Here is a 23,216-nt window from a genome sequence, read left to right on the forward strand (position 1 = left end):
GGAGACACGAACAGCCCTTCAGTCGCGGGATCGGCACTGCCGCGCCCGCGCTCGAAATGCTGACCATCGTCGTCAGATCACCGAATGCACCCGACGAGCACCCGACCGCGTCGAGCATCCGCACGAATCAAGATCGATGGAATCGGCCTAGTTGCGCCACCCCGCACCAGCGCCCACGGTGGTTCCGCGGAACCGTCTCCACCTGACCGTCAGCGGTCAGCGCGGATGACGGGGCGGCTGGCGCGCCGCCTCGCTGGATCAACGGGAGAAGGTGCGGGCAGCGCCATAGCCCGGGCCGGTCTCCGGGCGGCCGGTGCGCGACGTCCACCGCCACTGGACTGAGATCCGCCCGCCCACACCGCCCGCGACCCGGGGAACCGCGTGCAACCAGTCGGCCTGCGCTCGCCCGCCGAGCACGAGCAGGTCGCCACCGGCGGGGGAGAAGTCGCGACCCGACCGGTCGTGCGGATCGTTGAGCATCCGGCGGCCGGCCGGGAGTTGCAGTGACCTGAGCAGGAAGGGCCGTTGCGCGCCCAGGGTGAGGATCGCGGTCACGGTGTTCTCGAGCCAGCGCAGCTCGCGGTCGCGGTGGAAGGCGACGGCGTCGTTGCCGTCCCGGTACCAGGACATCCCGTAGCCGTCGAAGTCGACGCCGTACCGCTGCCGCAGGGCGCGGTAGGCGGCCAGCAGCGGAGGGAAGGGGATCGGCGCTCCGCCGCGGACGAAGGCGCTCAGCCGCGGCGCGGTGACGAAGCGCTCGTATCGCCACATCGTGCCCTGCCGCCAGGCCGCTCCGTCGCGGATCGCCGCGTAGAGCGCGTCCGGCTCGGTCATCCAGCCGCGGGCGATGTCGATCCATGAACTGGCGTCGAGATGCACCCGCTCGAACTGCACGGTGGGGTCCACCCCGGGGCCGCCTGCCGGGGTGCCGCTGTTCGCCGCCTGCCCCGCTGGCGTCCGCACCGGTGCGCCCGCCCTCAGGACCTGACGAGGCGGGCGATGGCGGCGGTCGCCTCGCGGAGCTTCTCGTCGGCGGCGGGCCCGCCCTCCGCGACGGCCTGCGCCACACAGTGCGCAAGATGATCGTTGAGCAGGCCGAGCGCGACGGACTGCAGAGCCCGGGTCGCGGCGGAGACCTGGGTGAGAATGTCGATGCAGTACTTGTCCTCGGCGACCATGCGCTGCAGGCCACGCACCTGGCCTTCGATGCGGCGCAACCGTGCGGTGTACTCGTCCTTCGCGGGTGAGTAGCCGTGCTGTGACTCCGAGTGCTGTGACTCCGAGCGCTGAGGTTGGCTGTGCTGGGACGGCTCCTGCCCCTGCCCCTGACCCTGTGCCGTGCCGTCGGCCTCGGCCTTCACCCGCATCGCCCGCCCCGCGCCGTGGTCGCGAAATACCCCCCAACGGTACGTGCGAACCGGGGCGGCCGTCGAGGTCAGCCGGTCGGTTCCAGGAGTTCGACGTGGACGCCGCGCTCCTCCAGCGCCCGCCGGACGCGCCGACCGGCGTTACGCAGACGCAGCCGGCACCCGTGGCGAGCCGCGTGCCGGCTCATCGCCCCGAGGAGGACCGCTCCGAGCGGGTCCGCGTCCCACACGTCGGTGAGATCGACGAGGATCTCCGGTGACCCCAGCGAGGCCGCCTGTTCCACCGCGATTCGCGCGGATCTGACCGCACTGGAGACCAGCAGCCCGCTCAGATGGATCACGGCGCCCTCCGGCCGCGGCTCGATCCGCGTCGCCAGGGGGCGGGCGGGCTGCCACGGCCCGGTGGCCACCGGGCCGGCACCGGCGAGGCCGGGAGGTGCGGGCGTCAGCCGCGGGCCCGCTGCGGGCGGCACCGACGGCGACCTGCCCGGAGTGAGGGCTGGCACCGGTAGCACCGCGGGCACCGCCACCGGGGTCGGGATCGGGGTCGGGATCGACGCAGCCGGTGGCAGCGGCGTTCGAACCAGTGCCGAGGCCGCGAGGCCTGGTCGCGGGGGTGCCGCCGAACCGGCGGAATCAGTGTCGGCTTCCTTGCCGATGGTGAGCGTCACGTCGTCTCCGGGGGGAGCGCTGTCGCGGTAGACGCACGAGGGTTACCTCGGATGCAGGGGCTGGAACAGTATGGCGCCCTCTCGTGACGGAAGACAATGCCAAAGGTCACCTTGCGTTCCAATCCGCCGGGGTGTATCGCTGGTCACACTCGACATTACCGGGCGCAAGGTTCCCGGTAATGTCGTCCGCCCGTCTGGACCGGCGTTTCAGGTGGGGGCGAGCGGGTGCGGGCCGGCGCCCGCCGTCAGCCCGCCGCGGCGGTGCAGGAAGCTGGCCGGCCCGGCGAGCGCTGCGTCCTGACCCGCCGGCGCCAGGAGAGTCAGGCCGAACGGGAGGCCCGCGGCGAACCCGACCGGAACCGCCACCGCCGCGAGATCCAGCAGATTGGCGAACGTCGTGTACAGGCCCAGCCGCGCGTTGAGTCGGATCGGGTCGGCCAGCATCACGTCGATCGGATAGGTCGTCGCGACGGTCGGGACCGCCAGCAGATCGGCGGCCTCCCACACCGGCTCGGCGCGTCGGCGCAGCGCGCGCAGCCGGGTGAGGCCCCGGAAGACCTCCGCGCCGCTGATCCCGGCGCCCGGGCTGAGGACCCGCCGCACCACGGGATGGACCGGGTCGGGCGCGCCGGCCTCGGACAGTCCGCCCGGCCGCAGGAAGCCCTCCAGAGCCGCGTACCGCTCGGCCAGCCACGGGCCGTCATAGAGCAGCCTGCCGGCCAGCAGGAACGGTTCCAGGTCGATCTCCACGAGCTCGGCCCCGCCGGCTGCCAACAGCGCCACCCCGGCTTCGAACACGGCGGCGCTGCCGGTGTCGCCGAAGAAGTCGAGCTGGTCCGGGCGGGGCACAGCGAGCCTGACCCGGCCGGGCTGGCCCGTCCCGCCCGTCCCGCCCGTCCCGCCCGTGCCGTCCATCCGGGCGGTCTCGGCCGGCCAGGTCTGCCAGCTGGTCGGGGACTGGAGCCCGGGAAACCTGCNGGCGTAGGGGTCAAGATCGTCGTAGCCGCTCATGACAGAGAGCACGAGGTAGGCGTCGCGGACGGACAGCGCGAACACGCTCGGGCAGTCCAGCGAGCGGCAGGCGGGCACCACCCCGCGGGTGCTGAGCAGCCCGCGGGAGGGCTTGAGTCCCACGATGTTCGTCAGCGCGGCCGGCACCCGGCCCGAACCGGCGGTGTCGGTGCCCACCGCGAAGGTGACCAGCCCGTCGGCGACGGCCACCCCGGAACCCGAGCTCGACCCGCCGGCGATCATGCGGGAGTCGAACGGCGAGTGCGGAATCCCGTAGGGCGACCGGGTACCGGAGAGACCGGTGGCGAACTGGTCGAGGTTCGTCTTGCCGACGCAGACCGCTCCGGCGACCAGCAGCCGGTCCACCGCGGGGGCGCTGTCCGACGGCACGCGGCTGACGGCGGGGCAGCCGGCGGTCGTCGGCAGACCGGCCACGTCGATGTTGTCCTTGACCGCGAACGGCAGGCCGAAAAGAGGGGGAAGAGCCGCGTCCGCGTCCGTCCCCGTCCCGGTGCCCGTGCCCGTGCCCGCCGCGTGAAGTACGTCCGCCAGCAGGTCGTCAAGCTCCGCCGCGCGGCGCAGCGCCTCCGCCCGTGGGACGGTGTTGATCCACACGCCGTCCGCCCCGCGGGTGGCGATCCGGTCGAGCGCGGCGCCGACGACGTCGACGACCCGCAGCCGGCCGGAGAGATAGCCCGCGCGCAGCACGGCGGCCTGCAGGTCCGGCACCGCCGCCGGGCTCGTCGTCAACGGCCGGTCAGGCCGCGGCGAGCGCGGTGGTGACCGCGTCCCGCACCGCCGCCGAGGTCGCCACCGCGCCGAACACGCCACCCTGCATGGTGACCATGCGCAGGGCCGCGCGATGGTTCTCGGGGTCCGTCGCCCCGGTGCAGTCGGACAGGATCAGGCACTCGTACCCGCGGTCGTTGGCATCCCGCATCGTCGTGTGGACGCAGACGTCCGTGGTGATCCCGGTCAGGATGATGTGCGTGATGCCGCGTCGGCGCAGGACCAGATCGAGGTCGGTGGCGTAGAAGGAGCCCTTGCCCGGCTTGTCGATGATCACCTCGCCGGGAAGAGGTGCCACCTCCGGGACGATCTCCCAGCCGGGCTCGCCGCGGGTGAGGATGCGCCCCCGCGGGCCGCGATCACCGATGCCCGCGCCGATCCGCCGGGACCGCCACAGCTTGTTCGGCGGGCAGTCCGACAGGTCCGGGCGGTGCCCCTCCCGGGTGTGGACAATCATGAAACCCAGTGGCCGCAGGACCGCCAGCAGCGCGGCGGTCGGGGCCAGCCCTGCCTGGGTGAGCGCCAGGTCGTAGCCCATCGTGTCCACATAGCCCCCGGCGCCGCAGAAGTCGACCTGCCAGTCGATGTTGATGACCGCGGTGGTCGCGGGGCTGAAGGAGCCGTCGTAGGGCCAGTCGTAGGGGTCCGCGGTGACGGGACCGACCGTGAGCCCACCCCCCGCGGGGGCCACGGTGCCGGTGGTGACAGTCAACTGTTACTCCTCCTGCGGTCGGTTGCGCTCGCGGCGGTCGGGCCGCCGGGGGCGATGACCGGTGCCGGCCACCGCGTCAGGCGGGGGAGCGCGGGGCTCGTCCCCGGTTGAGAACCATCTGTGTGATGGCCCGGGCGGCCCGCTTCTCGACGATCTCCATCGACTCGCCGACATGGCCGCGCAGCGCCAGCACACCCGCCTCGACCTCGCCGCCGAGCACCTTCTCGACGATGTCGAGGTGCTGGCTGATCGTCAGCGTGATCCGGTCGGCGGTGAGGAAGTCGTACATCCGCACGGCGCGGATCCGGGCGTTCACCGCGGCCAGCATGTTCGCCAGCTCGCTGTTGCCGGCCGCTCGGCTGAGCGTGATGTGGAAGTTCTCGTCCAGGGCCACGAAGGCCGGGTCCGGCGGGGGTGGGTCGCGGCGCAGTGCCAGCCACTCGTCGCGCAGCGGTTCGAGCAGGGCCGGGTCGTGCGTCCCGTCGGACTCCAGGGCGCGCTGCAGGCCGCGCAGTTCCAGGGTGACCCGGATCTCGTAGAGATCCCGCAGCCCGGCGAGGTCCGGTTCCGCCGGGTAGTACCCGCCGTCCGGCCGCTTCTCGACCAGGCCGTCCCCGGCCAGCCGGGTGAGGGCCTCGCGGACCGGGGTTCTCGACACACCCAGCAGCCCGGCGACCCGCTCCTCGCCCAGCCGGTCCCGGAAGGAGAACTCCCCGGACATGAGGCGTTGCCGCAGCGCGACGTAGACCTGCTCCCGCAGGTTCCCCGCGCCGGATGTCCGAGTTGTGGGCGACGATGTCATGAACCCGAGCATCCGTCATGACCGGTGTCGTCGTGTGACCCGGCCGGCCAGCCGCGGCGGAGGACCGGCCTGGCTCCGCACGATGTTCTGCATACAGAGCTGTATACAGTGATGTGTACATGGATGCGAAGGTACCGGTCGAAAAGTTTCTGATCAGCACACGTCAGGTTTCGATCTGGCGTCGGAGGCAGGGCCGGTGTCAGCGCGCCGGGCACCGGCGATGGCCGCGGTGCCGGTCCCGCAGGACGGAGGACGGTCGGATGGCGGCGCGGAGCCCGCACTTCGTACTTCTGCACGGCACCGCCACCACCGGGGCGATCTGGTCGGACGTGCGGGCGGCGCTCGGCCCCGGGGAGGTGCGGGCGCCTGACCGGCCATCGACAGGCGACCTCGACGCCGAGATCAGAACGCTTGCCCCCGCCGTCGCCGGTGGGATCCTCGGCGGTGTCAGTGGGGGAGCGACCCTCGGCCTCGCCATGCTCGCCGCGGGTGTCCCGATGGCCGCCGCCGTGCTGCACGAGCCCGCGGTCGGCTCGCTCGTGCCCGGCCTGCTCGCCCCGATGGCCGAGGCGTTCGAGACCGGCGGTGTCGCCGCGTTCGGACGTCGTCTCTACGGCCCGAGCTGGCGGCCGGCGCACGCCTCGGCCGACCCGGGCATGGTCCGGCGTGACCTGGCGATGTTTCTCGGCTTCGAGCCGGGGCCGCCACCCGCCGGCGCGCCCCCGGTTCTGATCACCGTCGGCGAGCTGTCGCCGCCGGTGCGGCATCGCGCGGCGGCAGCGCTCGGTGAACGTTTCGGGCTCGCCGTCGAGGTGCTGCCCGGGTGCGGCCACGCGGCGCATCTGGACGCGCCCGAGCGGTTCGCGCGTCTGCTGTCGCGGGCCGCGGAGCGGTTCTCGCGCCGGTCCTGACGGCCACCCGCGGCACGCAGCGCTCGAGCGGCACTCAGCGCTCGATGTGATGCGGCGGCAGGTCCTCCAGGAGCCGGGCGAGGTTGGTGTCGGCCTCCTCCTCGATCAGCCCGTCCTCACCCCAGCCGATCTCCCGCTCGTCGCTTGAGCGCTCATCGCTCGGGATCTCGTCGCCTGGCAGCGGCAGGTTCCCCATGATGATCTCCTCCGATCGCCGTGCGGCCCGCTGCCCGGTGGCAGTCGATCGGGGGCCGTCCGTCGGTTCATCCAGCGGGTCGAGCCACCGGCCGGTTGCTTCGCGCGTCGCGCCCGGAGCCGGCGCGGTCAATCTACCGGCCGCCTCCCGCCGCGCACGGGTGGCGACACGGGGGGCGGCGCCGGCGGGCCGGACGCCGGCGCCGTTCGCCCGGCAGCGCCCGGCAACTCCTCATTTCCGGTGAGCGTCAGCAGTTCCGGTGAGCGTCAGGGCCCGCCAGCGCGTCGGCCACGGCGCCGACGACCGCCTGGAGGGTGGCGCGTCCGCCGGCCAGGTAGGCGTCCCGCTCCTGACGGGTCCAGGCACGTGACCCCGCGCCCGGCCAGGTGGGTTCCGCGGTGCCGGCGCGGTTCGCCGGTGCCGCGGAACCGGTGTGGTTGTCGGGTTCCGCGGAACGGGCGGTCCTGGCAGCCCCGGTGGCCTGCGCGGATCCGTCCGGTCCGGTGGGCCCGGTGGGCCCGGTGGGCTCGGCCGGTCGGGCGGCCAGCACCGCGCGCAGCGAGGCGCGGTACCTCGCCACCAGGAGCGGGGGGTCGCCGCACGGGTCGGTGTCGTACGCCTCGTCGCGGTCAATCAGCTCGCTGATGTCGTTCCGGCTGACGGGTGTCATGGGCATGGTTTCCTCCGCGGACATTATTTGTCGTCAAGCAAAAACGACCCTAGCGAGGTTCTTGGGCAAGAGCAAAGTGGTTACGATGTTGCCGTGGACGACGGTGAGCAGTTGGTTGGCATCGGGGACATCGCGTTCCAACTCAAGATCACACGGCAGGCCGTGGACTACTGGACTCGCAAGGACTCCAAGTTTCCGGAGCCGCTCCAGGTCATCAACGCGCCGGCCGGCAGCGGAGCCAAAGGAACCCGGGTTTGGCGTAAGCGCGAGGTCGACGCCTGGATCGTGGAGCACTATCGACGGCGTAAGCAGTAGGAGCGTCCGCGCGCTCCGCCCGTCCCGCTCGGATCGCCCTGGCGGGCTGGTCACGTGCGGGATGCGCTGCGGCTACAGGCATCCCGGTGCGCCGGGCCGGATCCCTAAATCGGGCAATGTGTCCGATAGTTCGCAGGCGGCACTGTGATGGCGGCACCGCCTGGGCGGGTACTGGCAGCGCCGATTCCGGTTGTGGCATNGGCCACCCGCTGATCTCGTCGATTGACGGTATTCGGGATCGGGTTCCGCCGCCTCCCGTCTTCGCGTGCCCGAACATGTGCCCGGCGGCCGGAGCGGTGGTGGGCCTGAGTGTGGTCCCGGCTGGCCGANGGGGGCTACGTTCCCGGCGGTCATCTTCAAAATGCGGGGCGGTCTCTCGCAACGAGTCGATTAATTCAGTCAATTGACTTCGCCGGGCGCCGGCGGACGTCGGAATACCGGCTGGGCCCATTGCGCCGTGAACGATTCGATGCTCGGGAAGATGCAATTGCACGGCGCTGAGTCGCGTGGGCGGGGGCGTGTCCGTTCGGCGGCCCCACGCCCGGGAGAAGGTGGTGGGCGGCGGGATCCGCAGGTCAGATGCCGCTCGCCGGTCGCCCGTCGCGGTTGGCCGGGCCGGCGCCGCCCCGCACGCAGCCGGCGCTCCCGGCGCCGCCACCGACGTCCAGGTGGGCGTTCATTGGTGTCTCGGTGGCCTTCTCGTGATGGTCGCGTTGCGGGTACCGGCGAGCCGGTGGGCGCCGGATCGGTGGGCGGGCGAGGGCGAAGGCCCGCGCTCCGGGGCTCCGAACGCGAACCAGCCCCCGGCGGTGGAGCGAAAGCCGGGGGCTGGTTCGGCGGAACGGTGCCGCGAGCGGGTCGGTCAGGCGGCAGCGGTGCCGGAGGCCGTGCTGGTGGACGAGCTGCTACCGGTCGACGACGCCGTCGACGAGCTTGCCGTGGCGCTGGAGCCGCTCTCCGCCGCCGCGGTGCTCTTGGCGGACGAATCACCGTCGGAGGAGCCGGCCGAGGCGTCCTTCGGTCGGGCCGGGACCCCGGAGGAGGAACCCGAACGGCTGTCGGTCTTGTAGAAACCGCTGCCCTTGAAGACGAGGCCTACGGAGCTGAACACCTTCCGAAGCTGGCCCGTGCAAGCAGGACACTCGGTCAGCGCCGCGTCACTGAAGCTCTGCACGGCTTCAAGATCATGCCCGCAGGCGGTGCAGCGGTACTGGTAGGTCGGCACGGACTCCTCCCGAAGTTGGCACTCGGTGGTAGGGACTGCCAACTCTAACGCCTCGGAGCGGCCGATGGCTTCCCGAATGTGGACCTGAGCCTCACCGGGAGCCCGGACGGAGGGTTCTGGAGGGCGTGACGATGATCGTCACCGGCCTGTCGTGGGCCTCGGCCGGAACGTCGCTGAGGATCTCCCGATCGTGCACCAACGCTATCACCGGCACCGTGGGCGCGATCCTGGCCAGCGCGCGGTCGTAGGAGCCGCCGCCGCGCCCCAGCCGGTTCCCCGCCCCGTCGACGGCGAGGGCGGGCACGATGACGGCGTCGGCCCGGGTGAGGTCGACCAGCCGGGCGCTCGGCGGTGGTTCGCGGGTGCCCATGGCGCCGGGCACGAGCGTGCCGCCGAACTCGCGGAAGTCGAGATCGAGGTCCGCGCGTACGACCGGCAGCAGGATCCGCACCCCGCGGGAGCGCAGCCGCGTCAGCAGTTCGGCGGTGTCCGGCTCGTCCGCCATGCCGACGTAGGCCGCCACACAGGTGGCCCGGGAGATCTCGGGCACAGCCAGCACCCGCTCGGTCAGGACAGCCGAGTCCGGCGTCACGCCCGCGCGCCGGAGTGCCCGCAGCCGACGGCGGATCTCGCCCTTGGTGCCCCGCCACTCCGCGGACGGGGAGGTGACCGGGGACCGGGCGCCGACCGGGGTCGTCGCGGAGGCCGGGGTCGTCGCGGAGGCCGGGGACGTTGCGGAGGCCGGGGACGTCGCCGGCGGCGGAGCGGGCGGGGGTGACGCCGGCTCGGAGGCGGCGGCGGATGATTCGGCGGCGGGAGGGCCGGCGGTGGCCGGGCTCCCCCCGGCGGAGTCCGGCGTGCCCTGGTCCAGGCCGGACCGGCCCACCACATCACTGCCGGTGACGGTTCCTCCGGTCAAAGCCATCCCCACCCTCACCGCGCTCGGGCCCGCTGCCCCGAGGCCGGCCGGCTTGCGACCGGACCGTTCGGACTTCCCGCGCCCGCGCCTGTTCATGCTGCCGATGATGGTCCGACGGGCAACATCGGCATGACATCCCTCTGGCGAAGGCCACACGGTACCGTGATCGACCCGCACGTGGAGACCTGCCCGAGGCCGACCCGCCGGGGCCGCACGTGTTCCGTCGCGGGTTGTTCGAGGGTGACGAGTCGGGCGCGGATGGTCGGCAGACGTGGCGGAATGTAGCGCTGTGTAGCGGCTGGATGCTTGCCTGCCGCCGCGCCGGCCGCGCCCTGAGGCGTTGGTCGCCGCCGCCGGAGTGGCGGGGTTGCCTGCCGGTGTCGGCGGGGTCGCCGGTCGGTACGGACCGAGTCGCCGGTCGGTACGGAGGGCGGTGGCACCCGGGCGCGGGCGCCGCCCGCGCCGGCGACCCGGGCGGGGTGTGGCGGCACGGGGCCGGCCCGGCACCCCGGCGCCGTGTTGTGAATGTCCTGTGTATCGGTGCGGTCGTGCTCCGGGACCGCCCGCCGGACTAAGGTTTCGCCCATGCTGGTGACGAAGGCGGTCATTCCCGCCGCGGGTCTGGGAACCCGGTTCCTGCCTGCGACGAAGTCGGTTCCCAAAGAGATGCTACCTGTCGTCGACAGACCGGCGATCGAATACGTAGTCGAAGAAGCCTCCCAGGCGGGCCTGCGGGACGTGCTGCTGGTGACCAGCCGATCCAAGAAGGCCATCGAGGACCACTTCGACCGGGAGGCGGAGGTTGAGGCCGCGCTTGAGCGCAAGGGGGACAAAACCCGGCTCGAGCGGGTCCGCGCCTCCGCGGAGCTGGCGGAGGTCCACTCCGTCCGGCAGTCGTCACCGCGCGGCCTTGGGCACGCCGTGCTGTGCGCGGCCGCGCACGTCGGCTCGGAGTCGTTCGCGGTGCTGCTCGGGGACGACCTCATCGACGAGCGTGACCCGCTGCTCGTCGAGATGATCGCGTTGCAGGCCCGCCATGGTGGCGCGGTCGTGGCGCTCATGGAGGTGCCCGAGGAGTCGGTCTCGATGTACGGGGTGGCCACCATCGCCCCGGGGCCCCCGGCCGGCGCTGCGGCGGAACCGGCGGGCGGTGCGGCGGCTCTGACCACACCAACCGGCCGTTACCGGGCCGTCCGGGTCACCGACCTGGTCGAGAAGCCGCCGGTGGACGAGGCGCCGAGCAACCTCGCGGTCATCGGGCGTTACGTATTGCCTCCGGAGATCTTCGACATCCTGCGGTCGACCCCGCCGGGCAGGGGTGGCGAGATCCAGCTCACCGACGCGCTGCGGACGCTGGCGGAGCGGGCCGGTGACGATCCGGCGGCGGCGTTGCCGGTGCACGGCATCGTGTTCACCGGCCGCCGGTACGACACCGGGGACCGGGTGGACTATCTGAAGGCGATCGTGCGGCTGGCCAGCGAGCGCCCGGACCTCGGCCCGGAGTTCTACCCGTGGCTTGAGGAGTACGTGGCGTCCGGCGGTCCCAAGGCCGAGGCCTGAGATTGTCCGGCGCCCGGCCTTTCCGGCCGCGGGTGCCCGCGGCCGGTGGCCGCCTTGCCGGCTGGCCGCGAATGGGTCGCACCGTGCGCTGACGGCATGTGACCGCACACTTCGGGATATGCGACTGGGTGCCGGATTCCCGGACCCTTGGCAGGAGTGATTGCCGGGCAGCAGGCAGAATGGTCGGACATCTTCGTGTGCAATTGTGCGGGGCGTCGGAGGTGCGGCCGGATGACGCCCCTACCAGGGCCAGGAATTGACCCTCGGGTGACGGTTGTCGGAGTCCGCCCCGGCGACCTCTCACCGCTGCCCCCTCACCGCTGACGCGAAGGACGAACGGTCAGAACAGAAGTGTAAAGAACGGACGGGGAACGTGAAAACGGTAGACCAGCACGCATCGGACATTCTGTCATCAATCGGACCAATGTCTCCCCGTCGGACCGCTTTGCGGGAGGCACACGGGTGTGTGCTGGCGGCCAACGTCCGGGCCACGGTCGCCGTCCCCGGGTTCGACAACTCGGCGATGGACGGCTACGCGGCCCGGGCCGCGGAGGTGGCGGCGGCGAGCGAGGCAAACCCGGTCACTCTGCCGGTCTCCGGCGAGATCATGGCCGGCCCCGTGCGCCCCGAACCGCTGGTGGCGGGCACCGTCGCTCGGATCATGACCGGTGCGCCGCTGCCGGTGGGTGCCGACACGATCGTCCAGCTCGAATGGACCGACGGCGGCACCGAGACGGTGCGGATCAACCGTGCGCCCCGGCGCGGGCTGCACATCCGCCGGGCCGGCGAGGACATCGCCCCCGGCAACCTGGTGCTCGCCGCGGGCACCGTGCTGGGTGCCGCCCAGATCGGCCTGCTGGCCGCCGTGAACGTCGCGCGTCCGGCCGTCCACCCGCGGCCGCGGGTGGCGGTGCTGTCCACCGGGAACGAGCTCGTCGAGGCCGGCACGCCGCTCGGGCCGGGGCAGATCGTCGACTCGAACAGCCACGCCATCGCCGCGGCTGCCCATGAGGCCGGAGCGGTTGTCCGCAGAGTGGCCGGTGTCTCCGACGATCCGGAGGCATTCGCCGAGGTGTTCGAGGAGCTGTTGAAGAACACCGATGTCATCGTGACCACCGGCGGGATCAGCGTGGGGGACCGGGACGTCGTCAAGCAGGTGCTGAGCAAATCCTCCGACGTCCGGTTCGAGCGCATAGCGATGCAGCCCGGTAAACCGCAGGGTTTCGGGGTCGTGGACGGTGTGCCGGTCTTCACGCTGCCGGGTAACCCGGTCAGCGCCCTGGTGTCGTTCGAGCTCTTCGTCCGGCCCGCGCTGCGGCGGATGCGCGGGCTGCCGCCGCGGGTGACACCGCTGGCCACCCAGGTGCCCTGGCAGGATGGCTCCGCCGGCCTGGACCCGAGTTCCGGAGCTGTCACCGTGGTGGTGGGGGAGACGCTCCTCTCCCAGTCCGGAAAGCGTACGTTTCCCCGGGTCCGCCTTGAGCGGGACGCCGCCGGGGAACTGGTCGCGACGTCCGCCGGCGGGCANGGCGCCCACCAGATGTCCGGGCTGGCCTCGGCCCACGCGTTACTCGTCGTCCCTGAGGAGGTCACCGAGGTGTCCCCTGGTACCAGACTGTCCGCGCTGCTGCTGCCGGACCCCGAATGGGCCGGGCCGGTGGCCCCGGCCACGGAGGCGCCCGGGGCCGGTGGGGAAAACGGTGGCTGATCGGCTCACCCACGTCGACGACCGAGGCGCGGCGCGGATGGTCGACGTCTCCGCCAAGGACGTGACCACCCGGACGGCCACGGCCGCCGGTCGTCTGCTGACCTCGCCCGCGGTCGTCGCGCTGCTGCGCGGCGAGGGAGTACCGAAGGGCGACGCCCTCGCCGTCGCGCGCATCGCCGGGATCATGGGGGCCAAGCGGACCCCGGACCTCGTGCCGCTGTGCCATCCGATCGCGATCTCGGGGGTGAAGGTCGAGCTCACCGTGGTCGACGACGGCGTGGACATCACGGCGACGGTGCGCACCGCCGACCGGACCGGAGTGGAGATGGAGGCGCTCACCGCGGTCGCCGTCGCGGGGCTGACGCTGCACGACATGGTCAAGGCCGTCGACCCGGAGGCCGAGCTCACCGGTGTGCGGGTCCTGTCCAAGACCGGCGGGAAGTCCGGGGACTGGCGGCGGGACGGAAGCGGGCGCGGGTGAGCGAGCTGCCCAGCCCGCCCGCGGGTGCCCGGGCACTGGTGGTCACCGTGTCCGACCGGGCGCACCGCGGGATCTACCCCGACCGCTCCGGCCCGCTGCTGGTCGAGGCGCTCGCCGGGCTCGGGTTCGACGTGCCGGCGCCGGTCGTGGTCCCGGACGAGCGGGGCGAGATCGCCGCGGCCATCCGCACCGCCGCCGCCGGCGGCGTCGACCTGGTGGTGACGACGGGCGGCACCGGCCTCGGCCCGCGGGACGTCACCCCCGAAGCCACCCGGGACCTGCTCGACCGGGAGCTGCCCGGGCTCGCCGAGGCGCTGCGGGCCGCCGGCCGGGACAAGGTTCCGACCGCGGTCCTCTCCCGAGGCCTGGCCGGCACCGTGGGCGCCACCCTCGTGGTGAACCTGCCCGGTTCGACCGGCGGGGTCCGCGACGGCGCCCGGGTCCTCGGCCCGGTCGCCGCACACGCGATCGCCCAGCTCCGGGGAGACACCGATCACCCGGCCGCGGGCGGTGGCGGGTGAGCGCTCCCGGCTGGCCGGTCGTCCTGCGCCACGGCGACATCGTGGTACGCCCGATGAAACTGCGGGACGCGGGGACCTGGGTCGAGGTCCGCAACCGCAACGCGGACTGGCTCGCGCCGTGGGAGGCGACCCGGCCGGGGACGCCGCCCGTGCGGGAGAACTGGTCCGAGCGCCAGACCGTCGGCGTCTACACCCAGATGATGCACCGCCTGCGGGCACAGTCCAGGGCGGGTACCGCACTCGCCTTCGTCATCGCCTACGACGGGCGGCTGGTGGGCCAGCTCACGGTGTCGACGATTGTGCGGGGAGCCTTCAACAGCGGGCACGTCGGCTACTGGGTCGACGGCGCCCGCGCCGGGCAGGGCATCACCCCGACGGCGCTGGCGCTGGTGACCGACCACTGCTTCGGGCCCGTGGGCCTGCACCGGCTGGAGGCGAACGTCCGCCCGGAGAACGCGGCGAGCCGCCGGATGCTGGTGAAGCTGGGCTTCCGCGAGGAGGGCCTGCACCGCCGATATCTCTCGATCGACGGCCACTACCGCGACCATATCTGCTACGCGCTGACCACCGAGGACGTCCCCGGTGGATTGCTGGCCCGCTGGCGGGAGACCCGTTCCGCCCACTCCTGAAGGGAGCGCGCGCCGGGAGCCGACGCCCCCTTCCCGGGGTCTCCGGACCGCCCGCTCGGGGCTGGGGAGGGCATCCTCAGTGGGCCCCGGAGACCCTTCTGCGCACTGCCCGGAAACAGCCGCGAACAGGCCGCGCCGGGGCGCGGTGACACCTGAGGCAACCCCCTTCGGGGCTGCCGTGATGTGCCGCCGACAGCCCTCCGCGCCCCCAACTGATGACCGGGAAGAGTGCCCACACGGGGCGTCCGGCGTTGCGTGTTCGTCGCCCTACCCGCGGGTCGGTGGCGGCTGTATCGCCTGGCCCACATCTGTTCCCCCGTGTATTGCCGGTGGACGGCCACCCGGTGAACCACGCCGACGTGTGCGACACGCGGGGTTCCGGTCGGTGACCGCGCGCATTCCGCTCACTAGCGTCGAGCACGAAATCGTAAACGACGACATCGAGAAGAGGCATCGGCGATGGCCTGCTCGCTCGCGCATCCCGCGCCTGGCGCATCGGTTCCGCGCCCGGCTCGCGGCGGGCGGGCGGGGAGCGGTTCCCCCCTCGCNGGTCGCCACCCAGGACACCCCGCCCACGGCGAGAACCATCCGCGCCGGCCACTCGGCAGCGGGTCGCGCGACCACATCCCGGAGCCGTTGCGGGGCGTGATCGTGTGAGTGCGTTGATCTGGCTCGCGATCGTCGCGGTATGGGGCTTCGTGCTCATCCCCATGTGGTTGCGTCACCATGACTCCGCGGTGGAGAACCGGTCCGCGGACCGGTTCTCCACCGCCATGCGGGTGCTCGCCCGGCGCGGTCCGCAGCGCGTCGGGACGGACCCGCTGACCCGGGTCCCGTCCGAGGGCCCGGCGACGGGGGCACAGGAGGCTACAGGGATGGCGCATTCGCGCTCCGGTGAACCAACGGCCGCCGGGCCGGGCGGAGCCGACAGCCCGGCGGATTCCCATGGCCGGCCGGAAACGGCGGACCCCGCGTCAGCATCAGGCGCGTCAGCAGCAGGCGCGGCGACACCGGGGACGGGAACAGGCTCCGGCACGGCGGTTTCCGCGGATTCCCCGGCGGCGTTTCCGTCGCCTCCGCCGACCCTGGACGCCGCGGCCGCCATGGACGCTCCCCAGGCCCTGTCGGCCGACCGCGCCGTCCGCGCTGTCCGCGCCGTGCAGGCCGATCACGCCGCGCTCGTGCGGCTGCGCAGGCAGCGGTTGCTCGTGCTGCTCGTCGCCCTGCCGGTGAGCGTCGTCCTCGCCGCCACGCTGGGCGGGATGTGGATCGTCGTCCAGCTCATCGTCGACTCCGGGACCGCCGGCTACGTGATCCACCTGCGTCGGTCCGCGCAGGCGCATCGGCGCCTGGTGCGGGCCAGGGCCGCCCTGGACCGCCGGATCGCCGCGGACCGGGCCGCCCGCGCCCGCGGCGGCATCCGAGGCTGGTCCGGCGGCGCGAGCGCGCCCGCGGCGGCCGGCAGGTCCCGGCCGGTGGGCACCACCCCCGGCGCGGACTACGCGCCGATCCGGCTGTCCGCGGACGGCACCGACGAGCGCTTCGCCGCCGAGGACCACGATCATCGGCACACCGACGGCCACACCGACAACGAGCGGCTCGGCGAGGCCGCGGGCCGCTCGCACGCCGGTGACCGCACCCGGCACACCGACACGGCGGACGGCGACGACGCGGACGACGACCTGGCGGACGACGAGTACCCGGCCGACGAGTACGCCGCGCGGGACTACCCGGCCGGCGGCTACGCCCCCGAGGCGCACGCGGCCGACTACCCCGCGGCCGACTACCCCGCGGCCGACTACCCCGCGGAGGGCTACGCCGAGGGATACGCGGCCGACGACGGCGCGGCAGCGGGGTACGGGACGCGGCATTACGAGGCTGACGGCTCGATGGCCGGCCCCGACCAGTCGCCGGCATCGCCTCCGTCGACCGGTGTCGGCTACACCGGCCGGATGGTCACCCGCACGGCCTACGCGCACTACGGGGAGCACCCGGGCCACGGCGACCACCTGGGCCCGGTCGAATACGTCGAGTACGTGCAGGCCCAGCCGGAAGCCCAGTACCCGGCAGCCGAGTACGCGGGGCAGGCCCAGTACGCCGCCGAGGTCGAGTACGCCGCCGATCCCGAGTACACGGAGCGGGGTGGCCACCCGGCGGACCACCCGGAGCAGGCCTACTACGGGTACGCCGACGACACCGTCCAGACCGGTCAGGTCGAGGACGACGCGCGGGTTTACGACAGCGAGCCCCAGTACGCCGACCAGCCTCAGTACGCCGACCAGCCTCAGTACGNCGACCAGCCTCAGTACGNCGACCAGCCTCAGTACGNCGACCAGCCTCAGTACGTCGACCAGCCTCAGTACGCCGACCAGCCTCAGTACGCCGACACCGCCGCGGATGGCGTCGAGGCCCCCGGGAGCGGCGCCGGTGCCGCCCCCGCGGCGCCCGCCTACCGCACCGGGGCCGCGCAGCGCCCCGTCCCGCGGCCGGGGGCGCGCCCGAACACCTCGCGCCCGGGGCGCGTCCAGGTGCACCCGCCGGGCACCCACGGTGGGCTGATTCCGCCCGCCGCGCCGGCGGCGGAGCCCGTCACTCCGGAGGCCACCGGGCCGGCGGCCCAGAGCCAGGACCCGGACGAGCTGGAGACCCTGCTCCGGCGGCACGCCGTCGGCAGCTGAGCGGATGTGGGGGAAGGCACGTCCCCCAGCGGGCGGTGTCCGTGTGCATAATGGCCTGGTGACACTCCGCTCGCGGTCCGCTGCTGTCGCCGGTTTCCGGCGCCTGGAGCTTTCGACTGCCTGTTCGCGGTGTTGTCTCTGCCCTCGCGCCCACTGACGCCGCGTCCAGGCCTCGAACGGCCACCCGGCGTCGCCCCGACAGGCTCCGCCTGACGGGCCAGGGCGTGAGGGGCCTCCGGATCACGTTCAGCGCCGGGCCCGCCTCCCGGGCGCGACCCGCACGGTGAAGACCGTCGGGTACGGCCGGCCAGGTACGTGATCACGCGCCAACCGGAGCCCGCGGCGCTCGCCGCCGTCCGCTCCCAGCCTGACCTGTATCCCTCCATGTTCGGTCACTGGTGTGTCTCGATGTCGTGCCGTCGGACCCGCCTGCCGGCCACTGGCGCCCAGCGCTCGTCCACCTGCCGCCGCCCTGGTTCGCGCGGTCCCCACGGACCGGGACCGACCGGGAGCCGGCCGCCGGGACGGGTCTGGCCGGCCTGGCCCGGGCAGGTGCGCGGTGCTTCGCGGCAGGAGGAGTTCCGTCTTGACGTTCGAATCATGGCTCGCCCGGCTGCGGCACCGGGGATTCGTCACGTGCCCGACGAGCAGTGCCATACCCGTGGACCTGAAGGCCGTCACCGTGGACGGAACCGGCCTGCATTTCCGCTGCCGTGGGGTCCGGGTCTTCCTCCGTGTCTACCGGCCGGGGCGGGCCGCCTGGCAGACTCCGCTGCGGGACGATGCCTGGAGCCCGGAGGAAACCCTCGAACTGTGGGAGCACCGCCCGCTGCGGGGCGGCGCCGTGCCCGACGGCGGGCGCCTGGTCTTCGTCGGCGACGGCCCCAGCGGGCAGCCGGACGCGGAGATCGTGCTCGACGGGGCCCGCTCCCGCGGCTGGCGTGGGCACGAGGCCGGCCTGCTCCGGGCGGCGGAAGCCGCCGCCATCTTCGAGACCATGCTGGTGGTCGCGGGCCTCGTCACGAAACCGGGTGTCGTGCGGCCAGGCCCGGCCCAGCTGCCGCACCAGCCCCTCGGCCAGCCCGGGTCCGCCCGAACGGTTCCACCCCACCCCCTGCCCGCACCCGTCCCGGCGCGNTCCTACGCCACGCACGCCGCCACGACCGGGGTCGGTCAGACCGGCCGGTCGGCGTCGGAAAGCCAGGCGCCACCGACCGGTAGGCAGTCGGAGGGGGGTGGTCACCCGCTTGCCGCCAGCGTCCTGTAAGCTTCAGTTGCTTCCAGGGGGTGTAGCTCAGCCTGGTAGAGCGCCTCCCTCGCACGGAGGAGGCCAGGGGTTCGAGTCCCCTCACCTCCACCAGAGTTGCCATGTTCGAAACCTGACCATGGTTCCTCTGTCCCTCGGCAAGCAACACGCCGTCCGGTGAAGTCCCGGGCGGCGTTTTCATTTGTCCGCTATGGGCCCTGACGTCGCTGTGGACGAGCGCGATGGTCGGTCCTGTNGGGGAGTGTGGGTCGAGGGTCTCGGAGGCCTCTGGGGTCCGCTGGGCGTTGATCAGGTTCTTGGTCTCGGTGGCGAGCCGCTGGTCAAGATCCTTCCCGAGGAGCTGTGCCAGCGGCGGGTGCAGGTCCGCCGTACGGATGCCACGGTCGAAAATCCAGAATCGGTGGAACACCGCCTGGTTGAGGTGCCGTTTCACCATGGCGGGTGCCGTGCGGTAGAGGGTGTGGCTGTCCTCGCAGAGCGCGAGAATCTGGTCCAGGACGCGATCGAGGTTGCGCCATTCACCCTCACACACGGCGAGGGTCTCGCGGGCCCGGGTAAGTGCCCGGTCGATACGGTCCTGTTCCTCCTTGAGGAATTCCTCGCTGATCGCGCCGTTGTAGTAGGCGCGCATGCACGCGCGGCGTTCGTGTTCGAGGTCGGTGATGGTCTTCTTCTGGCGGGTGGCCTGTGCGGCGCCGTGGGTGGTGAGGGACTGCGCGCTGGCGACGACGAGTTCCCGGATGCGTGCCCTGTGTCGGGGGGNGATCTCGACGCGGCGCCACTGTTCTTCGACGAGCTGTTCCACGGTGCTGATGAGAACGTAGGGCTGTCGGCATTTTCCGCGCTGGCGGCCGAGGCAGTAGAAGTACGGGTAGGTGCCGCCGTGCCGGCCGGTGGCGTTGGTGATCCCGAACCGTGAGCCGCAGTGCCCGCAGAACAGGCTGCCNTTGAGCGGGTGGAAGTGGTGTTGCGGTTTCTCTCCGGCGACGTCGCGGGCACGCAGTATCGCGTTGACGCGGTCGAAGATCGCGGGGGTGACGAAGGTGNGGTGTCTGCCGTTCGGGTATTCGACACCGGAGAAGGTGACGACACCGACGTAGTACTTGTTGGTGAGCATCTTGTGGACGTGGGACTTGTTGAGCGGCCGTTCGGGCCGCTTTCCGGCGGCCCGGTTTGTAAGGCCACGGTGGATGAGTTCCTCGGTGATGGTCGCGACCGTCCATTTCCCGGTGGCGAACTCCTCGAAAGCCCACTGGACGAGCCGCCACCGGTCGGGGTCGAGTGCGACGTCCGCGATGTTGCGCCCGTCGGTCCTGATCCGGACGTTGCGGTAGCCGATCGGGGCGAGACCGGGAGTTCCGCCGTTGCTGGCCTTCTGCATCATCTTGTAGGCGATGTCCTTGCCACTCGCGGCCGACTGGTACTGGTTGATCGCGGCCATGATTCCGTGGAGAAGCTCCCCGGACGGGGTCTCGTCGATGTTCTCGGTGGCGGAGACGAGCAGGACGCCGAGATTACGCAGCCGCATCGTGAAGTCGGCGTCCTCGTACCTGTCCCGCGCGAACCGGTTCAACTGGTAGACGATCACGATGTCGACGTCCCGTTGCGCCTCGATACGGGAGATCATCGAAAGGAACGCCTGTCGCTTGTTCAGGTCCTTGTAGGCGGAGGCGCCCGGTTCCACGTACTCGTCGACGACATCGACATTGATGCTCTCGGCTTTCTCGCCGCACTTCGTCCGCTGCGCGGGGAGCGAGATTCCCTCCGGGTTGTAGTCGGTGCGTACCTGCGACTTGGAGGAAACCCGAAGATAGAACACGGCGCGCAGTCGGCGGATGGATTCAGTGGACGGTGGAATGTCGGTATCGGTGGCAGTGGCAGGGTGCATGGAAGACCCTTTCTTCCGATGATCGGCGACGACATGGTAACACCCTTCCTGTTAGCATTTACTTTCCTTTTGAGTTCTCTCCATGCCGGTAATGGCGACCGGAGAACTGTCGGTCCGGGTGTCGCCCGGACCCTCTACCTCTTCGCGGGAAATCATGCTCGCCCAGCTGACGAGCGCGGCCGCGAACCCGCCGCAGTCGATATCGGAATGAGGTTGTGCGATGACGGAGACATGCTGGCGGCGTGCCGCATTCAACGAATCAGACCCGATTCTCTCGCGCGGTTGGAAGAATCGTGGACAAGGGGATTCGCCCGGTCGGGTAGCGGTAGCGGCCGCACAGGGCAGGGCACCCGCCGCCACGCGCGTGCGCGCGCGATCGGCGGTGCCGTCCGCTACTCGCTACCCGGCGGTCCGGGCGCAGGTCAGGACCGGCGGGACAGGTAGCGCCCCGGGTAGCACAGCCGCTACCCGTAGCGCTCCGCCCGCTACCCGATACCGAACGTAAAGATCCGCTTGTCTAGGTTGATCCACGACACGATGTGGAGCCCTGTCTCCGGGGGTTGACCGTGAATCCTCCGAGGACTGCGGCTCTCATCGGGAGAACGCCTGTCCTCGTCGTGGTGGCCGGATGTGGGAACCAGCTGTCGAAGTCCTGTGAACGGCCAGACCGAACCACGAAGATCCACAATGATGTCAAGCGCACCCTCTCCCAGACGACGGGACCGATGATCGGGCGTGCGAGCCACGGCGCGGAACACCATGCCTCCCCTGTAGTTATTCCCCGTGAGGGCATCCGGCATTCACGGCGGAAGCGGGGCAGAAAGTCCTGACCTTCGTGAGAGAAGTCATTCTGAATCGGCCCTGTCGCGGATCATGTCCGGCTGTGCTCGTGGCGTGGTCCCGAGCGTGCCGCACCNGCCCCGCGACGCCGCCGCCCGGCGGCCGAGATCGTCACGGAAAGTAGCAGTATCCGGCGAGGGAGAGCCGCTAACGTTAGCGGCCTGCCCGCTAACGTTAGCACCTGTGTTAGCAGCCAAAACGGCCCTTGACCTGGGCGTTATGTGGTTAGCGCCCAGGAGCGCCAAACCCCGAAAACGCCGGAGAACCGGCCTGTGAGACCCTCCGGCGGACTGCTAACCCCTCCGCCCGTCGCCCCGACGGTCGTCACCTTGCGTAGTCATCGCGGGGTCGGTGCCCTGCCTGCCCGGTCGGGTGCCCACCGGCCTTCCACGGACGCGACCGGTGACGCCGCCGACGCGGCTCCACCGGCTCTCCGGAGACGCGCTGTCGGTCCGGTGGACCACCGGGGCGAGATACCGGCATCCGTGGTGCGGTGGCGCGTCGCTGTCATCGCGGCGCCGTACTCTGGTAAGTGGCTGCGCGCGTATGCGGGAAGAGGGTCGCGATGACAGACGAGCCGGCACCGGGAACCCATCTCCAGAACCTCCGCCGCCGACGCGGCCTGTCTCAGGAGGGGCTGGCCGAGAGAGCCGGGCTGAGCGTTTCCACAATCCGAAAAATCGAACAGGGAGGAAACGCCCGGCTGGAAACGTTCCACATCCTTGCTCGTGCGCTCGATGTGGAGACCTCGTCGCTGTTCGAGTCGGGCTCACCGGCACCGGTCGCAGAGCACGAGGAAAGTAACAAGCTGAATCTTCTCCCGCTGCGGCAGGCGCTCACCCCGATGATCGGTCTCGCGGGTGCGGTCACGTTCGGCGCGGAACCGGCCGCCGAAGCGCCAGAGGCCACCCTCCGGGCGGCACTGTCCGAAGCAGTGGGCCGGTATCGTGCCGACGATTTCGAAGCCGTCGCCGCGATGCTCCCGAGAATGATCCGGCAGAGCCACGCACTCGTGGACCGCGCAGCCGACGAGGAAAGAGCGACACTGGTCCGGCTGCGAGCCGAGATCTTCCAACTCGCCGGACTTTTCCTCACTCAGGTGAGGCAATACGACCTTGCCTATGCGGCGATTCGTGACGCGATCGGCGACGCCACGACCGTCGGGGACAACCTGACAGCGGCGTTCGCTGCCATCTCGCAGGCATGGCTGTTCATCCGGCAGGGCCGTTTCGTGGACGCCGAATCACTGGCAGGCGACATCGCGACGAAGATAGAACCGCGCATGTCCACGGCGACGGATGAGGATCTATCGGCGTGGGGATGGCTCCTGCTGCGCGGCTCCGCCGCCGCGATCCGCAACAACCGGCAGGACTCCTCGGACGATTTCCTGTCGCTGGCGGACGTCGCCGCGTCCCGGATTTCCGCCGCACGGGCGCCCGATCACCACAACCAGTACCTGACGACCTTCGGGCCCGCCGTGGTCGCCATGAAACGCGCGGAATCCATGATGGTAATGGGCGACGCGCGCGGCGTGCTGCGGCTGGCGGAGAGCATCCCGTACCCCCGGTCCCGCCGGTACCGGTCGGACAACCTCAGCCGTCATCTGCTCGACGTCGCCACCGCGCATACCGTGTTGCGCGACTACAAGGACGCGACGGATGTCCTCGTCCACCTGAGGAAGAACGCGCCGGAATGGCTGCGGCACCAGCGCAAGGGGAAAGACGTCCTGATCACCCTGCTGCACAGCCGCAAGCGTTCCCTGAACGAGGAACTCCGGGGTCTCGCGGACTTCCTTGACGTCTCTGCGTAGCAGCAATCAGGGACTACCACGTTGCGTGGTAGTCCCACCGACACGATCGGGAACTACCATGATCCGTCGCTCGTGGCCCTCGGCTACGAGCGGCTAGATTTCTGTTCCAGGCACCCGGGCTCGGTCGCAGCGGAGAGCACCCCACGCTTTTCGACTCCCGGGCCCGGGTAGCCGCCATCGGCGAGAAAGAACTGTCGATCGGGCCCGCATGGCGCGGGCGGAACGGGAGGTCGGGCGTGGGAAACG

At 71.5% G+C, this 23,216-nt stretch carries 19 protein-coding genes, 1 tRNA gene and 5 pseudogenes; 11 read left to right on the forward strand and 14 right to left on the reverse strand.

Annotated features, from left to right (window positions below; genetic code table 11):
• Positions 1 to 258 precede the first annotated feature (258 nt).
• The 7 genes and pseudogenes from UG55_RS13310 to UG55_RS13335 all read right to left on the reverse strand — a co-directional run bounded on the left by UG55_RS13310 (position 259) and on the right by UG55_RS13335 (position 5,352).
• Entirely contained in the window at positions 259 to 963 is a 705-nt protein-coding gene (locus UG55_RS13310) for an alpha-ketoglutarate-dependent dioxygenase AlkB (protein ID WP_066067788.1), read from the reverse strand.
• Positions 964 to 977: 14 nt separating this feature from the next.
• Positions 978 to 1,367: a metal-sensitive transcriptional regulator gene (locus UG55_RS45375; protein WP_083986758.1), complete on the reverse strand. Its 390-nt coding sequence runs from the start codon at positions 1,365 to 1,367 to the stop codon at positions 978 to 980.
• A gap of 68 nt (positions 1,368 to 1,435) precedes the next feature.
• Complete coding sequence (locus UG55_RS13320) at positions 1,436 to 2,038, reverse strand: STAS domain-containing protein (protein WP_066067791.1); 603 nt, start codon at positions 2,036 to 2,038, stop codon at positions 1,436 to 1,438.
• Between the two features lie 207 nt (positions 2,039 to 2,245).
• On the reverse strand, positions 2,246 to 3,015 hold a 770-nt coding region (locus tag UG55_RS36540), incomplete at its 5' end, for an amidase family protein (protein ID WP_242424283.1).
• A 1-nt stretch (position 3,016) separates the two neighbouring features.
• Positions 3,017 to 3,880 (reverse strand): annotated as a pseudogene (locus tag UG55_RS36545) (amidase family protein); the annotation flags it as partial.
• Positions 3,807 to 4,550 (reverse strand): cysteine hydrolase family protein, encoded by a 744-nt coding sequence (locus UG55_RS13330; RefSeq protein WP_396230893.1) that lies wholly within the window; start codon positions 4,548 to 4,550, stop codon positions 3,807 to 3,809. The gene UG55_RS13330 and the pseudogene UG55_RS36545, both read right to left, overlap by 74 nt.
• A 76-nt stretch (positions 4,551 to 4,626) precedes the next feature.
• Positions 4,627 to 5,352, reverse strand: coding sequence for a GntR family transcriptional regulator (locus UG55_RS13335; RefSeq protein ID WP_066067966.1), 726 nt, complete (start codon positions 5,350 to 5,352; stop codon positions 4,627 to 4,629).
• Positions 5,353 to 5,612: 260 nt separating this feature from the next.
• On the opposite strand from UG55_RS13335, the gene UG55_RS13340 reads away from it, so the two are divergent.
• On the forward strand, positions 5,613 to 6,263 hold the full coding sequence (locus UG55_RS13340; RefSeq protein WP_066067797.1) for an alpha/beta fold hydrolase: 651 nt from the start codon (positions 5,613 to 5,615) through the stop codon (positions 6,261 to 6,263).
• 34 nt (positions 6,264 to 6,297) lie between these two features.
• Here the strand turns inward: UG55_RS13340 and UG55_RS29475 are convergent, their stop codons facing one another.
• Together UG55_RS29475 and UG55_RS13350 are read right to left on the reverse strand one after the other, a co-directional pair.
• Positions 6,298 to 6,459 carry a hypothetical protein gene (locus UG55_RS29475; RefSeq protein ID WP_199865126.1) on the reverse strand — a complete coding sequence of 54 codons (162 nt, stop codon included), beginning with the start codon at positions 6,457 to 6,459 and terminating at the stop codon, positions 6,298 to 6,300.
• A gap of 247 nt (positions 6,460 to 6,706) precedes the next feature.
• Entirely contained in the window at positions 6,707 to 7,135 is a 429-nt protein-coding gene (locus UG55_RS13350) for a hypothetical protein (RefSeq protein WP_083986774.1), read from the reverse strand.
• An 87-nt stretch (positions 7,136 to 7,222) separates the two neighbouring features.
• On the opposite strand from UG55_RS13350, the gene UG55_RS13355 reads away from it, so the two are divergent.
• A complete protein-coding gene (locus UG55_RS13355) occupies positions 7,223 to 7,444 on the forward strand; it encodes a hypothetical protein (protein WP_026310552.1) in 222 nt (73 codons plus the stop codon).
• 862 nt (positions 7,445 to 8,306) lie between these two features.
• Here the strand turns inward: UG55_RS13355 and UG55_RS47160 are convergent.
• Positions 8,307 to 8,669 (reverse strand): FmdB family zinc ribbon protein, encoded by a 363-nt coding sequence (locus UG55_RS47160; RefSeq protein ID WP_083986760.1) that lies wholly within the window; start codon positions 8,667 to 8,669, stop codon positions 8,307 to 8,309.
• A gap of 91 nt (positions 8,670 to 8,760) precedes the next feature.
• Positions 8,761 to 9,588 carry a 5-formyltetrahydrofolate cyclo-ligase gene (locus UG55_RS36560; protein WP_242424284.1) on the reverse strand — a complete coding sequence of 276 codons (828 nt, stop codon included), beginning with the start codon at positions 9,586 to 9,588 and terminating at the stop codon, positions 8,761 to 8,763.
• Positions 9,589 to 10,173: 585 nt separating this feature from the next.
• Between UG55_RS36560 and UG55_RS13370 the strand changes: the two genes are divergently transcribed.
• From UG55_RS13370 to UG55_RS13405, 8 genes and pseudogenes are all read left to right on the forward strand, one after another.
• Positions 10,174 to 11,148: a UTP--glucose-1-phosphate uridylyltransferase gene (locus UG55_RS13370; RefSeq protein ID WP_066067806.1), complete on the forward strand. Its 975-nt coding sequence runs from the start codon at positions 10,174 to 10,176 to the stop codon at positions 11,146 to 11,148.
• 424 nt (positions 11,149 to 11,572) lie between these two features.
• The coding region (gene glp, locus UG55_RS13375) for a gephyrin-like molybdotransferase Glp (protein ID WP_242424285.1) at positions 11,573 to 12,675 on the forward strand (1,103 nt) is incomplete at its 3' end.
• A gap of 1 nt (position 12,676) precedes the next feature.
• Positions 12,677 to 12,856 (forward strand): annotated as a pseudogene (locus UG55_RS36565) (molybdopterin molybdenumtransferase MoeA); the annotation flags it as partial.
• A 37-nt stretch (positions 12,857 to 12,893) separates the two neighbouring features.
• Complete coding sequence (moaC, locus tag UG55_RS13380; protein ID WP_066067980.1) at positions 12,894 to 13,337, forward strand: cyclic pyranopterin monophosphate synthase MoaC; 444 nt, start codon at positions 12,894 to 12,896, stop codon at positions 13,335 to 13,337.
• Between the two features lie 5 nt (positions 13,338 to 13,342).
• Positions 13,343 to 13,858: a MogA/MoaB family molybdenum cofactor biosynthesis protein gene (locus tag UG55_RS13385; protein WP_066067977.1), complete on the forward strand. Its 516-nt coding sequence runs from the start codon at positions 13,343 to 13,345 to the stop codon at positions 13,856 to 13,858.
• A complete protein-coding gene (locus UG55_RS13390) occupies positions 13,855 to 14,487 on the forward strand; it encodes a GNAT family N-acetyltransferase (RefSeq protein WP_066067812.1) in 633 nt (210 codons plus the stop codon). The genes UG55_RS13385 and UG55_RS13390 overlap by 4 nt, the downstream gene beginning before the upstream one ends.
• A 653-nt stretch (positions 14,488 to 15,140) precedes the next feature.
• The coding region (glpR, locus tag UG55_RS47165; RefSeq protein ID WP_396230894.1) for a gephyrin-like molybdotransferase receptor GlpR at positions 15,141 to 16,779 on the forward strand (1,639 nt) is incomplete at its 3' end.
• 1,669 nt (positions 16,780 to 18,448) lie between these two features.
• Positions 18,449 to 18,525: transfer RNA gene (locus UG55_RS13405), tRNA-Ala, on the forward strand.
• 670 nt (positions 18,526 to 19,195) lie between these two features.
• On the opposite strand, the pseudogene UG55_RS47170 reads toward UG55_RS13405, so the two are convergent.
• The 3 pseudogenes from UG55_RS47170 to UG55_RS47180 form a co-directional block, all read right to left on the reverse strand.
• Positions 19,196 to 19,378: pseudogene (locus tag UG55_RS47170) on the reverse strand (zinc ribbon domain-containing protein); the annotation flags it as partial.
• A gap of 1 nt (position 19,379) precedes the next feature.
• A pseudogene (locus tag UG55_RS47175) lies at positions 19,380 to 19,478 on the reverse strand (hypothetical protein); the annotation flags it as partial.
• A gap of 1 nt (position 19,479) precedes the next feature.
• Positions 19,480 to 20,320: pseudogene (locus UG55_RS47180) on the reverse strand (recombinase family protein); the annotation flags it as partial.
• Positions 20,321 to 21,725: 1,405 nt separating this feature from the next.
• Between UG55_RS47180 and UG55_RS13425 the strand changes: the two are divergent.
• Positions 21,726 to 22,970 (forward strand): helix-turn-helix domain-containing protein, encoded by a 1,245-nt coding sequence (locus UG55_RS13425; protein WP_066067831.1) that lies wholly within the window; start codon positions 21,726 to 21,728, stop codon positions 22,968 to 22,970.
• The last annotated feature ends 246 nt before the right edge of the window (positions 22,971 to 23,216 follow it).

Origin of the sequence: Frankia sp. EI5c (genome assembly GCF_001636565.1) — a bacterium.
Taxonomy (GTDB): Bacteria; Actinomycetota; Actinomycetes; order Frankiales; family Frankiaceae; genus Parafrankia.

Bases quoted from the DNA above. Each gene is read 5' to 3' on its own strand.
- UG55_RS13340 (WP_066067797.1), top strand. From the start codon at position 5,613: ATGGCGGCGCGGAGCCCGCACTTCGTACTTCTGCACGGCACCGCCACC.
- UG55_RS13370 (WP_066067806.1), top strand. From the start codon at position 10,174: ATGCTGGTGACGAAGGCGGTCATTCCCGCCGCGGGTCTGGGAACCCGG.
- moaC (WP_066067980.1), top strand. From the start codon at position 12,894: ATGGTCGACGTCTCCGCCAAGGACGTGACCACCCGGACGGCCACGGCC.
- UG55_RS13425 (WP_066067831.1), top strand. From the start codon at position 21,726: ATGACAGACGAGCCGGCACCGGGAACCCATCTCCAGAACCTCCGCCGC.
- UG55_RS13335 (WP_066067966.1), bottom strand. From the start codon at position 5,352: ATGACATCGTCGCCCACAACTCGGACATCCGGCGCGGGGAACCTGCGG.
- UG55_RS45375 (WP_083986758.1), bottom strand. From the start codon at position 1,367: ATGCGGGTGAAGGCCGAGGCCGACGGCACGGCACAGGGTCAGGGGCAG.
- UG55_RS29475 (WP_199865126.1), bottom strand. From the start codon at position 6,459: ATGGGGAACCTGCCGCTGCCAGGCGACGAGATCCCGAGCGATGAGCGC.
- UG55_RS13350 (WP_083986774.1), bottom strand. From the start codon at position 7,135: ATGCCCATGACACCCGTCAGCCGGAACGACATCAGCGAGCTGATTGAC.